This window comes from Pelagibacterium luteolum (assembly GCF_900100665.1).
GTDB lineage: Bacteria > Pseudomonadota > Alphaproteobacteria > Rhizobiales > Devosiaceae > Pelagibacterium > Pelagibacterium luteolum.
Genome location: NZ_FNCS01000026.1, coordinates 1 through 12,907 on the forward strand (window position 1 = coordinate 1; position 12,907 = coordinate 12,907).

General features: G+C 58.5%; 15 protein-coding genes and 1 pseudogene. 6 read left to right on the plus strand and 10 right to left on the minus strand.

Annotated elements, in window-relative coordinates:
• Positions 1-455 (plus strand): annotated as a pseudogene (locus tag BLR31_RS22145) (transposase); the annotation flags it as partial.
• Positions 456-891: 436 nt separating this feature from the next.
• On the opposite strand, the gene BLR31_RS19870 reads toward BLR31_RS22145, so the two are convergent.
• From BLR31_RS19870 to BLR31_RS21855, 3 genes are all read right to left on the minus strand, one after another.
• Positions 892-1,080 (minus strand): hypothetical protein, encoded by a 189-nt coding sequence (locus BLR31_RS19870; protein ID WP_143009465.1) that lies wholly within the window; start codon positions 1,078-1,080, stop codon positions 892-894.
• Positions 1,077-1,238, minus strand: coding sequence for a hypothetical protein (locus BLR31_RS21850; RefSeq protein ID WP_176762785.1), 162 nt, complete (start codon positions 1,236-1,238; stop codon positions 1,077-1,079). The genes BLR31_RS19870 and BLR31_RS21850 overlap by 4 nt, the downstream gene beginning before the upstream one ends.
• A gap of 270 nt (positions 1,239-1,508) precedes the next feature.
• Positions 1,509-1,793: a hypothetical protein gene (locus BLR31_RS21855; RefSeq protein WP_090599811.1), complete on the minus strand. Its 285-nt coding sequence runs from the start codon at positions 1,791-1,793 to the stop codon at positions 1,509-1,511.
• A gap of 302 nt (positions 1,794-2,095) precedes the next feature.
• On the opposite strand from BLR31_RS21855, the gene BLR31_RS19880 reads away from it, so the two are divergent.
• Together BLR31_RS19880 and BLR31_RS19885 are read left to right on the plus strand one after the other, a co-directional pair.
• Positions 2,096-2,524, plus strand: a complete 429-nt coding sequence (locus tag BLR31_RS19880; protein ID WP_090599816.1) for a phage holin family protein — start codon at positions 2,096-2,098, stop codon at positions 2,522-2,524.
• A complete protein-coding gene (locus BLR31_RS19885; RefSeq protein ID WP_090599819.1) occupies positions 2,524-3,588 on the plus strand; it encodes a DUF3618 domain-containing protein in 1,065 nt (354 codons plus the stop codon). The genes BLR31_RS19880 and BLR31_RS19885 overlap by 1 nt, the downstream gene beginning before the upstream one ends.
• Before the next feature lie 80 nt (positions 3,589-3,668).
• Here the strand turns inward: BLR31_RS19885 and BLR31_RS19890 are convergent, their stop codons facing one another.
• Genes BLR31_RS19890 through BLR31_RS19905 form a run of 4 tightly spaced genes read right to left on the minus strand, consistent with a single transcriptional unit; the run spans position 3,669 to position 6,033 of the window.
• Positions 3,669-4,436, minus strand: coding sequence for a DUF2243 domain-containing protein (locus BLR31_RS19890; RefSeq protein WP_090599823.1), 768 nt, complete (start codon positions 4,434-4,436; stop codon positions 3,669-3,671).
• Positions 4,423-4,773, minus strand: coding sequence for an SPW repeat domain-containing protein (locus BLR31_RS19895; RefSeq protein ID WP_090599826.1), 351 nt, complete (start codon positions 4,771-4,773; stop codon positions 4,423-4,425). The genes BLR31_RS19890 and BLR31_RS19895 overlap by 14 nt, the downstream gene beginning before the upstream one ends.
• Positions 4,774-4,829: 56 nt before the next feature.
• Positions 4,830-5,198: a hypothetical protein gene (locus tag BLR31_RS19900; protein WP_143009467.1), complete on the minus strand. Its 369-nt coding sequence runs from the start codon at positions 5,196-5,198 to the stop codon at positions 4,830-4,832.
• A gap of 10 nt (positions 5,199-5,208) precedes the next feature.
• Entirely contained in the window at positions 5,209-6,033 is an 825-nt protein-coding gene (locus tag BLR31_RS19905; RefSeq protein ID WP_090599834.1) for a manganese catalase family protein, read from the minus strand.
• A gap of 413 nt (positions 6,034-6,446) precedes the next feature.
• Here BLR31_RS19905 and BLR31_RS19910 point away from each other — a divergent pair, with 413 nt between their 5' ends.
• Positions 6,447-6,902: a ferritin-like domain-containing protein gene (locus BLR31_RS19910; protein WP_090599837.1), complete on the plus strand. Its 456-nt coding sequence runs from the start codon at positions 6,447-6,449 to the stop codon at positions 6,900-6,902.
• Positions 6,903-6,948: 46 nt separating this feature from the next.
• On the opposite strand, the gene BLR31_RS19915 is transcribed toward BLR31_RS19910, so the two are convergent.
• Genes BLR31_RS19915 through BLR31_RS19925 form a run of 3 tightly spaced genes read right to left on the minus strand, consistent with a single transcriptional unit; the run spans position 6,949 to position 9,268 of the window.
• Positions 6,949-8,007, minus strand: a complete 1,059-nt coding sequence (locus BLR31_RS19915; protein ID WP_090599840.1) for a Gfo/Idh/MocA family protein — start codon at positions 8,005-8,007, stop codon at positions 6,949-6,951.
• Complete coding sequence (locus BLR31_RS19920; RefSeq protein ID WP_090599900.1) at positions 8,004-8,960, minus strand: MDR/zinc-dependent alcohol dehydrogenase-like family protein; 957 nt, start codon at positions 8,958-8,960, stop codon at positions 8,004-8,006. The genes BLR31_RS19915 and BLR31_RS19920 overlap by 4 nt, the downstream gene beginning before the upstream one ends.
• Positions 8,961-9,007: 47 nt before the next feature.
• Positions 9,008-9,268, minus strand: coding sequence for a hypothetical protein (locus BLR31_RS19925; RefSeq protein ID WP_090599842.1), 261 nt, complete (start codon positions 9,266-9,268; stop codon positions 9,008-9,010).
• A gap of 480 nt (positions 9,269-9,748) precedes the next feature.
• Between BLR31_RS19925 and BLR31_RS19930 the strand changes: the two genes are divergently transcribed.
• The gene (locus BLR31_RS19930) at positions 9,749-10,855 is read left to right on the plus strand and encodes an NAD-dependent epimerase/dehydratase family protein (protein WP_090599845.1); all 1,107 of its coding nucleotides are present in this window, start codon (positions 9,749-9,751) and stop codon (positions 10,853-10,855) included.
• Complete coding sequence (locus tag BLR31_RS19935) at positions 10,852-12,879, plus strand: NAD-dependent epimerase/dehydratase family protein (protein WP_090599848.1); 2,028 nt, start codon at positions 10,852-10,854, stop codon at positions 12,877-12,879. The genes BLR31_RS19930 and BLR31_RS19935 overlap by 4 nt, the downstream gene beginning before the upstream one ends.
• Positions 12,880-12,907 lie beyond the last annotated feature (28 nt).

Below are 12,907 nucleotides of genomic sequence, written 5' to 3' on the forward strand. Positions count from 1 at the left end.
AAAGGTTCGCTTCGGGTGGTGGGAGAGTGGGCAACGCGCCGGCGGCGGGCCGAGCAGACCGACGCCGCCCTGCGACGCCTTCCCTCGGCGCGAACGATTGCCAGGTTTATGACCACAGGGCGAGACCGACTGACGAAGTCAGAAACGGTCATTGTCGCCGCTATTGAAGCCGATGTCCCCAACCTGGTTGCAGCTCGCAGTCAGCTTGAAGCGTTCCACGCCATGATCAGGACCCGAAATTCTGCCGGCCTGGCCGATTGGCTCAAGCAATCTTCGCAGGGGCTGATGGCCTCATTCGCGAAGGGGGTTCAAGGGGACAGAGCTGCGGTCGAGGCCGCAGTTACTTCAACTTGGTCAAACGGACAAACTGAAGGCAGCTCAAGCTCGTCAAGCGTCAGATGTACGGTCGCGGAAAGATCGACTTGTTGGAAGCCAGGCTAATAGGCGCTCCGTGAGCGCAGTGCACCAAGTGCGCGCCAGAGCCAATATTGCACGCCTAATCACAATGGGGCAACGGCTCGTGCGTCGGACTCGCAGATCGCATGGAAGGGGTGTTCTGGAAGTGGGTCCCTGCGATTTAAACCAAGGATATTGCAAATGATCGAACAGCAAGTGCGAGAAGCAATTATTGCAGAGCTGGAGCGGCAAGCGGAAATTGAGCCGAACAATTTGCGGATCAAGGAAGATGATGAGCGGTAGCCCATGGCTCGATAAATCTCGATGAACTCATAATGGCGGTGGTTGGCGCAGTGGCTGGCGGTCGGTAGGGCTGGAAAGGGCTGTCCGGCCGGTCGCACGATTTCGCTGCAGAAGCGTTTTGAGAGGTGGAGGGGGCAGGCCTCGTCGCCCTTGATGCAGCCTACTGCACAGGGTCGACGACGCCAGGGATTATCAGTCCGGCGACGAACGGACAGTCGAAATGGGAGGCGCATTGCGCTCCCTTGCCCTTGCACGCTGAGCCTGAATGGCTCGCTCTTCGGCGAGGTCTGCGATGTGGGGATGCCCATGCTCGTCGTGCCAGACCAGTTCGTCATCGCGCGGATGGTGCTCATGGGCTGTGTCGCGTTTCTGTTCCATCATTTGGCTTCACTCCGGTTTCGGTCATCGTCCTGATCCTTGGATGGCTTTGCGGGATTGGCGTTGTTCGGGCCCGGCGTCTGCCCGAACTTAGTGCCGCCCAGGTGTCCGCCGGTATCGTTGTTTTCCAGCCGCTCTTTCTGACGATCTTCCTTGGCCATTTCTGGTCTCCTTATCGGTCTTGTACTGCCTGACCAACGAAGGCGGGCGGGTGTCGTTCCTGGGGCATAGACCTATCATGGCGTCGGAGGGAAGTAGGAGGCGGTCGCAACCGCTGTGAGGCTCTCGCATACATCAAGCACGCATTGAGCCTAAGGAACCTGCGTAGGACGGAACCATTAGCTCTCCAGGCTGACACACTATGGAGAGTGAGAATGGCTACCACATCACCGCCGAGCAACCCTGGGGGCGATACACCCCATGGGAGCGACTCAGATCGCGTTCGCGACACTGCGCGAGAGGATTGGGATGGCGTAAAAAGCAAAGTTCGTGAGGATTTCGACGACGTAAAGCGCGAAGTCCGGCAAGAATTTGAGGATGCTCGACACGCAGCCGGGCACTATGCCGAGGATCAGAAAAACCTGGCCGCTGGTCAAATCGAAGGTTTCGCCTCGGTCTTTGATCGCGTGGGGCAGGAGCTGCGTCAGGGCGAACAGTCTTGGGCGGGGCGATATGCCAACACCATTGCGGAACAGTTGGAAGGCGTAGCCAGCCACACGCGCTCGAGAAGCGTAAGCCAACTCGTTGGCGACGTGGAGAGGTTCGGCCGGGAACGGCCAACAGCATTTCTGGCAGGCGCCGCGTTACTCGGGTTCGCAGCTACGCGTTTTTTTTCCGCATCGGCCAGTCGGCAGACCAGCGAGTATGCGCGCTCACCAGGCCGGACCTCGGATACTTTCTATGAGGGCTCCCACTATGGCCGCGGCCAGGCGCGACCGTCTCCTGCACAGCCGAGAGGGGCTGCGCCCGATTTGGGCGGCGCTCCCACCGATAGGCCCAAGACTGAAGGAGAACAGTCGTGACAAAGACAAGCACATCCAATGAGGGCTCACGCGGTCTGGCCTCGCAGGTCAAGGCTCTGATCAATGACGTCTCGACCCTGTTCCGCGAAGAAATCCAACTGGCCAAAACCGAAGCCGGTGAACGTCTCGATAGCGCTATACATGGCGGCCAGATGGTCGTGATCGGTGCAATCCTGGCGATTGGCGCCGTTGGCGTTCTGTTGGCGGCGCTCGTCGTTGCCATTGCCGGCCTACTTGAAAGCATGGGCATGGACGCGGGGCTCGCCAATACGTTCGCCGCAGCCGGCGTTGCGCTGGTCGTGGGCGGCATAGGTTGGGCGATGATCTCGTCGGGCGTCAAAAAGCTCAAAGCCACTAACTTCAAAATGGAGCGGACCGCCCACTCGCTCTCGGAAGACGCAAACGTTGTAAGGGAGAGACTGTGATGGCTGACCAGCACAAGAGTTCCAAAGACCTCGAGCGCGCTATTGAAGCGCGGCGTACGCGCATCGAACAGCGGGTTGAGGAGATTTCTGCCCGGTTTTCTCCCGGACAGTTGCTGGACGAAGCTCTCCGGTACACCGAGTCCGGACCCGGAGCAGAGTTTACGCGAAATCTGGGGCGTTCGGTTGTGTCGAACCCGTTGCCCGTCGCGATGGCCGCTGCGAGCGTCGCGTGGCTGGCCATTCAGTCCAATGCTTCTCGTCGAGGCCACGACAATGCTCGTGACGTAGATGCGATGTACGATCGCTCGCTGACAGAGGCCGAAGAGTATCCCCTTGCTATCATCACGGGCTCCTCGATCAAGCGCATTGGCAGCGGGCGGGACCAAGACAGCAGTTATACGGAATTTGCCGATACGACCGGACGCAAATTCAAGGCTCCCAGCGACGAGCACGGCCACCGCGCGGGGCACTTCACCGACGAAACAGGGCGGCGTTTCCGCGGGTTTATTGACGAAGCGGGCCATCAGGTGTCCGACTTCCGCGATGAGGCGGGCGACCGGTTTCACCAGGCTTCTGGCTGGGCCGAGCACAACTGGCGCAAGGCTGGCGAGCGTGTCTCGCGCTTTGGCAGTAGCATGCGGCGTGGCGTGGGCCATATGGGCGAGGACGTCAGACACGGCGCCGGGTATATGGGTGATCGTGCCCATGCCGCGGGACATGGTTTGCGTCGCCACGGCGAAGACGCGGTTCATGCTGCGGACGATTTTCTGCATCAACAACCATTGGTCGGTGGGGCGATAGCCTTTGCGATCGGCGCTTTGGCTGCTGGTTTCCTCCCGCACACTCGCCAGGAAGACGAGTATCTCGGAGAAGCATCGGACTCGCTCAATCGCACTGCGACCCGAGAAGGTGAACGGCTATACGATCGAGAGCGACACCGGGCTGAGGATATTCACGACGAGGCCCGTCAGGCGGTCGAGGATGTGTATGACAAGGTCAAGGATGCAGTGATGACCAGCTCTGAGGACACAAAGCCCAAGACCGGTGAACAGGGTCGGCAGTAGTGCTGAGAGCAGACCAGATAGGGCAGCGCCGACGGCTAACACCTCGGTGCTGCCTTTTATTGATATGGGGGCAGCGGTCCTCATGCAGTCCAACCCAGACATCCGGCGATAAAGCTTTCGCTGCTGACGAGCAAAGCGCCGTTGCGGTAGAGCAGGGTCGTGTCCGCGTCTAAGCTCAGCCGCATGGCCCACACCCGGTCGCTCTCATCGGACCAAACAAGCCGTCCCTCTACCGCTTTCATTGCAGTAATGGCTTGAGCCGGGGTAACACCGGCGCGAAACACCACAATCACAGTGTCATTCTCGTTTGACGCAGGCTGCAGCGACCACGGTATGGCCAGGCTAACTGCTGCGACCATGGCGAGCGGGGCGCAGGCGACTCTGGCCCCGCCCGATCGGTTGCCCAAGTTCGGCCGACCGCGCAGCCATAGGCCGAGGGCCAAGGGAAGCAGTCCAAAGATTGCCAGCCATCCCAGATCCCAGAGCAGGGGGTTTTCGGCGTCCATTCGAATGCGATGAAGCCCAAGAATCCAGTGCGAAAAAACGGCATCGACGCCGTGCCATGTGCCAAAGCCGATCGCGAACATGGCGATCAGCTCGCGGCTCTGATTTGCCGTCCTTCGCGCGCCCCACAGAAAGACGAGACCGACCAGCACCAGCACATACATCAGTGCGTGAAAAATTCCGTCGGCCAGGATTTGCATGGGCAGATCCAGCTTTGAGGAGGCAAGCCCGCTGAGCAGGTGGTGCCATTGGAGGATCTGGTGGAGCACGATCCCGTCAAAGAGCCCGCCCAGGCTAAAGCCCAATAGCAGCCCCGCCCAGCGGGTGGAACTAGCGGACGCCATCGTCACGTCTGCGGGTCAGTAGGACCACTAGGATTTCCAAGAAGCCCACGCCTACATGCGGCCACCAAATCGTGTCGGCAAAACTAAATAACCAGGGCGAGGCTGCGAGAAGCGCGCCAGACAGCAGGTCGATCGTGAGATGGACCGGCAGGGGGATGATCTTGGCAACGCTCAATTCGTATCGTGTGATCAGGCTCATAACGATGGTCGTGGCGCCCAAAATGGTTGGCACCCATTGCTCGGGGCCGCCATTGGCGAAGCCGAACAAAAATGGTGCGGCGATGAGGAGGACGCCGACCGCATAGTCGAGGACGCCGTGGAGTTTAGTGCTGATCATTTTCGAAGACCTCTCGTTATTGGTTAGAGAAGTCTGGCGGCCGGAGGCCGCCAGATTTATGCCGAAGCCTTGAGGGCAATGTCGATCTTCAGCCGGGGCGCAGTTCTGACTCTTCTAACTTGAGCTTCGATAGGGATACCCAGACTCAACATGCCCGAAACGAGATGGCCGATATGGCGCGGGAGATAACCCAGCTTTTGTCCATTGTGCTCAAGGAGCACCGACTGCGTGTCGTAGGCTCGTGACGGATCAGGCGAAAGCGTCAGGTTTGCGCCAGCGACGGGTGGGAGGGCGCAATTGTCCGTATTGCAGACGTAAGTCGCCATTTCCCAGCTTCTTGCCGACCGGACAGTCGATGCGAAGGCCGGCGCAGCTCCGCCAGCGGCAAACGCCATGCCCGCTCCGATAAGATGACGTCGTTTCATGGTCACCCGTCTACATCTGTTCTGCTTGGGCGCCGGAATTGGGCCGAGCGCGACCAAGGGCTGGTTCTTCGCCGAGGGGATCCATGGGACGCGTAGAGAAGCTGTCGTTTCCATCAATAGAGAGACCTTCGCTCCACCGACCGGGCGCCGGTTCGCTGCCATCAGCCTGGAATCCCATATAGACATATGAATATTCCCGGGCCTCCTGATCCTGAGGGAAGCTATTGGGAATGGGGAAGACTTCTTCATTGCCGCCCAATTCCTCGATCGCCGCAAGCCACTGGTTTTGGTGCATGGTGTCGCGCGCGATGAGGTAAGAGAGCATTTCTTTCATGCCGGGGTCATCGGTCATGTTGTAGAGTCGTACGGCCAGAACCCGGCCGCTGGATTCGGCTGTGACGTTGGCCGACATATCGGCTGCGATGTTGCCCGATGCGTAAACGTGGGAGGCATTGAATGGCACCCCGTTCGCGTTCTCTGGCAATGCGGCAAGGCCTGTCGAAAGGATATGGCGCAAGTTCATGCCATTAAGCACCGCGCCGCCGATCGAATCTGAGGATACATCTTCCTGCATGCTCAGGGGCGCGTTTTCGAGGTTGAGCGCCACAGCTGTGGCCAGCATCTCGATGTGGCCGAGTTCTTCGGCGGCAGTATTGAGCAGGAGATCGCGGAATTTGTTGTCGCCGCGCGCGCCCCAGGCTTGGAACATATACTGCATTGCGACCCGGATTTCGCCTTCTACGCCGCCTATAGCCTGCTGCAGAGCGCGTGCAAAAAGGGGATTGGGTTTTTCGACCCGCACCGGGTACTGAAGCTTGTTGTCCGTGTAAAACATTGTCCACCTTCTGGCTCTCGAGACGCCGACATGACGTCTCTTAAGCGAAGGCGGGGTTGCATCAGCCGTTCCATTAACCTCGGCTAAGCCGAGAGGACGAAAAGTGCCAACAAATTGGTTCTGCTAGCTTTTCTTCAGGCGTCTAACAGTCTTTTATTCTGCGCTTGGCCATCAATTATTACATAGAGCATTTCGGGGTGTCGGTGTTTGAACAATCACGCCCGACTTACGGATGCGAAAAAGGTCGCGGCGGAGCCATTAACCCACGTTGTCGGGCGGAGTAAAGCACACGTTAGCGGCAACTTCGTTACCCACGAGAGGTTGGCCAGACAGTCATCAACGAAAGAAATTGCCATGGCCCATCAAGACGATGCTCTTAAGACTTTTGTCACAGGACGGGAAAAGCTCACGCAATGGAAAAGCAAGCGTTGGCGATCATGAAACCGCAGATCAAGCGCATCGAGCATTATCCCGAAATGGCTGATAGGCTTCAGATGCATGTGCACGAGACCGAGCAGCAAATCGAACGGCTCGATACGATACTGAACGACATGCTGGAAAAGCACTCGGGCATTAAAGACATGATGCTCTCAATGGGAGGCAGCATGGCGGCGCTGTCGCACGCGGTGGCTGGCGACGAAATTTTAAAAGATGCTTTCGCAAATTACGCGTTCGAGCATTACGAGATTGCCGCCTATATATCGCTCACAGGCCTTTGCGACGCCACCGGGGCACAAAATGCCGTTTCGTTGCTTGAGCAGAACCTGAACGAGGAGCGTTCGATGGCGTCGTGGATCGAGGAACACATCGTGCCAACGACTCTCCGATTTATCGATCTGAGCGCCGCCGAGGAGACTGCTAAACGTTAGATATGTCCCAGAACGATAAGGCTCGGGGTCGAATGGACCTCGAGCTTTATCGTGAAGCTATGTCGCCAGTTGGATCTGAAGCATAGATGGCGTCGAGCACCTTCGCCACGTGGACACATTGAGATGCCTCCGAGTTGTAGCTCAGAGAACTGCAGAGCTCTCGTCCCCACTGAAGGACAGCGCGTCCGCCCCAGTCATCGGGCGGGGCGACGAGAGCGCTGGTGGTCGTGCCGCTGAACCGCGTGGCTGAAAAATCGTAGAATGATCCTCCAACGTTTTCGAACGCGAGACCTCCCTCGGTCCCATAAAATCGTGCGGCAATTTCGGCCTCGCGTCCGGCGTGGAGGTTCCACGAGCATGCAAGTCGCATGATCCCGCTGCTACCAAAATGAATAGTCGCCAGCGCGAAATCCTCAATGCGGGTGATATCGGTCAGCCTGGCGCCTTGGGCGAAAAGTTCGCTTTCCACCGCCGTCACCGAGGGGAAATCGAGGGCCCAAAGAGCGAGATCGACCAGGTGGACGCCTAGATCGATCACGCACCCACCGCCTGAAAGAGATTTGTCGTAGAACCAAGGTTTGTCCGGGCCATAAGCATTGTGAAACACGAGATCGACGGCAAAAACGTCGCCGGCAGCACCAGACTTCAGCATCTTGCGGACTTCGATCATCGCAGTCGTATGGCGATAGGACAGATCCACGCCCAAGAGCCTGTCCGCGCGCTTTGCCGCTGTGACGACTGCTTCAACCTCTCGGGCATTTCGCCCAAGTGGCTTTTGACAGAAGACAGCCAAACCCTTGTTTAGGGCCGCTATCGACTGTTCTGCATGAGCTGCGCTGGGCGTAGCAATGACGACAGCATCAAGATCGTCGCGGTCCATGAGCGCTTGGAAAGACATAGACCGCTCTGCATCGGGCGCGAGGTCTTGCGCTAGTTGTGCAGCCTCGTCATCGGGTTCGGCAATGGCGGCGACATTGCAAAGGCCGTTGTCGACAAGAACTTGCATCCTATGCCTGCCAATCCAGCCGACCCCGGCAAACCCGATACGGGGCAGGTGCGATGGCTGCTGGAGGGCGGAAGTGCGGGCTTTTTCTAGGTTGGTCATGGGTAAGTGATGATCGCCTTCATGAAGCCTTTTGGTCTGTCGCGGGTCATGTCGAGAGCTTCTCCAAGCTCTTCGAGACCGAAAGTATGGGTAATGAGGGGGTAGGGGTCCAGGGCTCCTACTGTCACGGCGTCGACGGCAGCCTTCATGCCCTCGATGTAGCGAGACTGCTCTCGCTCATGCGCATTGATGACGTCGAGGCCCCGCCAATTCCATAGTTGCATATTCACTTGGCGAGGGCCGTCCTGATGATATCCGGCAATAACGAGGCGTCCCCGCTCGCGGGTGAGTTCTGCTGCGAGATCGAGCGGCCATTGCTTGCCTGTGCATTCGATGACTCGATCGCAGAAGACGTCGCTGGTGAGGGATTTTACGCCGTCGATGATGCGCCAATGATCGTCCATCAAAACGGCCTCGGCGGCGCCCATTTGGCTGGCAATGTCCAAGGTCCAGGCACGACGCCCGATTGCGATGACACGCGCACCGGCGCGGTTCGCCATCTGCGTCAGCATGGCACCGAGAAAGCCGATGCCGACAATCGCCACCGTCTGGCCCGGCTTGATGTCGCTGCGCTCAAAGATGTTGACGGCGCAAGCAAGCGGTTCGGCTGGAAAGGCCTTTCCAGAGAGAGCGTCAGGAAGCCGGACTACAGCTTCTGCCTCCGCAAGGTCGTGGGTAGCATAGCAATGATAGGACAGGGCTGCGACGCGGTCTCCGACGTTCACATTGGTCACATCCGTACCGACGGCATCCACGATGCCCCAGCCTTCGTGGCCGAGCGCGCCTGGTTCGGTGGGGAACTTCATCCAGTCAGGACCGGACCAAGGCACGAGGTTTGACGCGCAAACGCCGCTTCCTTCCAATCGTAGCCTGACCTGACCTGATGCCGGTTGAGGGATTGGGCACTGTCGTATTTCAACCGCGCCTGGGCCAGTGACGATGGCAGCACGCATGACGTCGTCCTGGCGGGTTTGATCGATATTTGTCGACTCCACAGGACTCACCGTTCAACGAATTTGTTGAAGCGGCTCGTGCCACCATCGGCGGTCTTGTCCTGGTAGAGAAAGCTAAGCGCGTTGGCTTCGAAGATATCGAAGAACTCTTGCCATTCGATCTGCTCCAGCTTTTCCTCTGCTTCGCCGAAGTCGATCCTGAGGATGCCGCCTTCGCCCTCGGTGCGTACGACTGCGGGATGGCCGTGACGCTCCCGCACCCAGTGCTTGATGGTATCGTGGTTGGTGGTTTGCTGCGAGCTGCTCATGGCACGCCTCACTGATGAGTTGGAAATTCTGTAACCCCATCGGCCGATGCTTCTAGCGTAGCTTCCATCGTCAAGAGGGTCGAGGCCTCAACGGTAGCTAGGGGCTGCCGTTCCTGAAGAAGTCACCATAGAAGATTATGTTGATGAGGATGCTGATCTTGCGAAGCCATTGTTTTAATTCATTTTTTTCGGAAAAAACTTGGTTCCTTAAAGTAACTTGCGGCATGCGTCGCCGTAGAATCTAACTTGGATCAATAACTTACTTTAACATCCGCGGCGTCAGCATGTTGATTTTCAGATCTTCTTCTTCATCATCTTCATGTACGTAAGTGGCTTCAACCTTGGGAAAACGGTTCCAGTCGAGCATCCAAATCTCTCCACTTCCCTCTGTCCGCCTGCTCAGCGGCACCTCCCGAAGAGGGAACTGCGGGGGAAGATGCTGCCTTGTCCTGCAGTGGCTGCATCAGGATCGAGGTTGAGGTGTCAAAGGTTCTTCTAACGGGTGGTAGCGGGTTTATCGGGCGGCATGTCGTGCAGGACCTTCTCACTGCCGGCTATTCGGTTCGTGTTCTGGATGCGCTGATCGAGCAGGTGCATGGATCTGCAGCCCCGACCTTGCCCGATGAGGTTGAGTTCATCCAAGGCAACGTGTGCGACAGGGCTGTGGTCCAAGGAGCGCTCATCGGAGTCGACAAAGTCATCCATCTGGCGGCGGAAGTTGGCGTGGGCCAATCCCAGTACGAGATCGCCCGATATGTCGGCGCCAACGATCTCGGGACCGCGGTCTTGCTGGAGGCCATGATCGGCAGGAGCATCCGCAAGATCGTCGTGGCCTCATCCATGAGTGTTTATGGCGAAGGCGCCTATGAAACCGAAAGCGGCCAGCGCATTACAAACGCGCGCCGCCGGCCTGAGGACATACGGTCGGGAGATTGGAATCCGCGATCGCTGATGGGTAGGGCCTTGCGTCCACTCCCAACTGACGAACAAAAGCCGGTGGATCTCGCATCCATCTATGCCCTGACAAAATTTGCTCAAGAGCGACAGGTTCTGATTTTTGGCGAGGCCTACAACGTGCCAGCCGTTGCCTTGCGGCTGTTCAACGTCTTTGGTGCGGGGCAGGCGCTTTCAAATCCATACACCGGCGTCCTTGCAAATTTTGCAGCGCGGTTGGCGAGCGGTCAGCCTCCCACCATCTTTGAAGACGGCCAGCAAAAGCGCGACTTCGTCCATGTGCGGGATGTGGCGCGGGCTTTCCGGCTTGCCCTGGAGAAGGATGCCGCCAACGGGCAGGTGATCAATGTCGGCAGTGGGCAGGCCTATTCCGTATCGGACATTGCCCTGCTCTTGGCTCAAGCTATGGGTGTTTCGGAGATTGAGCCGGACATCCTGGGCAAGGCCCGATCGGGCGACATTCGCCATTGCTTCGCCGACATCGGAAAAGCACGCGAAATCTTAGGGTTCGAGCCTCGCCATCGCCTGGAAGACACGCTGGAAGAACTCGCAAGCTGGGTGAGGTCAGAGGTTGTCGTCGACCGGGGCGCTGAAATGCGCCGGGGCCTAGAGGAGCGAGGTCTTGTGTCATGACATCCAACCCAGCCTTCAAGCCCTTTGGATTTGTCGAGTGGTTTCGTCCCGGGGATTATGAGCACGCCGAGCGCACACTGGCCGGCGCGCTTGCAACCGGCGCCACGCAACTGCGTACTCATTTGTCCTGGGCGGAATATCTAGCGCCGGGGGGTGATGCCTGGTTCGACTGGCTTTTGCCGCGGCTGGGCAGCAAGATAGATTTGCTTCCGTGCATCCACTATACCCCGCCATCGCTGTCCAGAACCGGCAAGACATCGGGCGCACCGCATGTTCTGAAGGACTATGCCGATTTTGTCGACCATGTGCTGACGCGGCATGGCGACCATTTTGAGTATATCGAGCTTTGGAACGAACCCAATAACCTTCTGGACTGGGACTGGCGCGAAGACGTCGACTACCAGATGTTTTGCGAAATGGTCGGTGGTGCCGCCCATTGGGCCAAGCAGCGCGGATGGAAGCCTGTGCTCGGCGGACCGTGCCCCTTCGATTCCTATTGGCTCGAACTCATGGGCGAGCGCGGCGTGCTGGGTGTGGTCGATGCTGTCGGCCTTCATGGTTTCCCGGGGACGTGGGACAGCGAGGCGGGGAGTTGGAGCGGCTGGGACCTTCATCTCGGCCAGATGCGCTCAATTCTCGACAGGTACAATCGCGACGCCGAAATTTGGATCACCGAGACAGGTTATTCGACCTGGCGGAACGATGAACTCGAGCAGGTCCGGCGATTTGCTCAAGCCCTCGAAGTTCCGGCTGACCGGCTCTACTGGTACTCATGGCGGGATATCCCGAGCGATGTGGCCGTGCAGGAAGGATTGTGGTTCGATCCGCGCCACTACCATCTAGGGGTCCTAGATGCTGACGAGCAACCTAAACTACTGGCGCGCCTTCTGGCAGAAGGCGGCAGTGCGCGCGTCATCGAGGCTGCTGATCAAGCGCGCGCGGGCGTTGCGTTGCCGGCGGTTACCGGACGTCACAAGCCCATAACTGTTGTCGGTGGCTGTGGCTTTATCGGCTCCAATCTTGCCAATACGCTGCTCTCCGAAGGTGAAGATGTTATCGTTCTGGACAATCTCAGCCGCCCAGGTGTCGACCAGAACCTTGCATGGCTGCGGGCGAACCATGGCGATCGTTTGCATCCGGTTCTGACCGACATCCGTGACTATCCCAGTGTGGTGCCGGTGATCGCCGAGGCGCGGGCGGTGTTCCATATGGCGGCGCAGACAGCGGTGACGACCAGTCTGGTCCAACCGTTTGATGATTTCGATATCAATGCGCGTGGCACTCTGAATGTACTCGAAGCCGTGCGCCAGGCGGGCGGTCAGGCGCCGGTAGTCTTTGCCAGTACCAACAAGGTTTATGGTGATCTCGGCGACATGAAGATGGTCAGAAGCGTGGATCGATATGGTCCAGCTGACGACATTGTTAGCGCGCGCGGCATCAGCGAGAACCGCAAGCTCGATTTCTGCACACCATACGGATGCTCGAAGGGCGTCGCCGACCAATACGTTCTCGATTATGCCAAATCCTTCGGGCTGCAGACAGCTGTGCTGCGCATGAGCTGTATTTACGGACCGCGCCAGTTCGGAACCGAGGATCAGGGCTGGGTTGCGCACTTTCTGATCCGCGCCCTTCAGGGAGAGCCCATAACCGTTTACGGCGACGGGATGCAGGTTCGCGACGTATTGCACGTGCGCGACGCTGTTGCGGCCTATCGCAGTGTGCTCGGCGCGATTGATCGCGTTTCGGGCCGCGCTTTCAATTTGGGTGGCGGGCCGACGAACGCCGTGAGCTTGCGTCTGGTGCTCGAAGAGATCGAGCGCATCGTGGGCCGGGAACTTATCATCGAGCACAAGGAGTGGCGGGCCGGCGATCAGGTTTATTTTGTAGCCGACACCGGTAGGATCGAGCGTGAGGTCGGCTGGCAGCAGCGTATCAATTGGCGCGATGGCGTGCACGAGTTGGCGCATTGGCTGGGAGAAAGCCGCGATCTGCCCATCCTCACGATTGAGAGGTCGAGAGCATGAGCCCGATCCTCAGCCCGGCTTTGAAAGT

Coding starts and splice junctions, on each gene's coding strand:
- BLR31_RS19925 (WP_090599842.1), bottom strand. CDS start 9,268: ATGAGCAGCTCGCAGCAAACCACCAACCACGATACCATCAAGCACTGG.
- BLR31_RS19910 (WP_090599837.1), top strand. CDS start 6,447: ATGGAAAAGCAAGCGTTGGCGATCATGAAACCGCAGATCAAGCGCATC.
- BLR31_RS19890 (WP_090599823.1), bottom strand. CDS start 4,436: ATGGCGTCCGCTAGTTCCACCCGCTGGGCGGGGCTGCTATTGGGCTTT.
- BLR31_RS19900 (WP_143009467.1), bottom strand. CDS start 5,198: ATGAAACGACGTCATCTTATCGGAGCGGGCATGGCGTTTGCCGCTGGC.
- BLR31_RS21850 (WP_176762785.1), bottom strand. CDS start 1,238: ATGGCCAAGGAAGATCGTCAGAAAGAGCGGCTGGAAAACAACGATACC.
- BLR31_RS19920 (WP_090599900.1), bottom strand. CDS start 8,960: ATGCGTGCTGCCATCGTCACTGGCCCAGGCGCGGTTGAAATACGACAG.
- BLR31_RS19885 (WP_090599819.1), top strand. CDS start 2,524: ATGGCTGACCAGCACAAGAGTTCCAAAGACCTCGAGCGCGCTATTGAA.
- BLR31_RS19935 (WP_090599848.1), top strand. CDS start 10,852: ATGACATCCAACCCAGCCTTCAAGCCCTTTGGATTTGTCGAGTGGTTT.
- BLR31_RS19915 (WP_090599840.1), bottom strand. CDS start 8,007: ATGACCAACCTAGAAAAAGCCCGCACTTCCGCCCTCCAGCAGCCATCG.
- BLR31_RS19905 (WP_090599834.1), bottom strand. CDS start 6,033: ATGTTTTACACGGACAACAAGCTTCAGTACCCGGTGCGGGTCGAAAAA.
- BLR31_RS19895 (WP_090599826.1), bottom strand. CDS start 4,773: ATGATCAGCACTAAACTCCACGGCGTCCTCGACTATGCGGTCGGCGTC.
- BLR31_RS19870 (WP_143009465.1), bottom strand. CDS start 1,080: ATGATGGAACAGAAACGCGACACAGCCCATGAGCACCATCCGCGCGAT.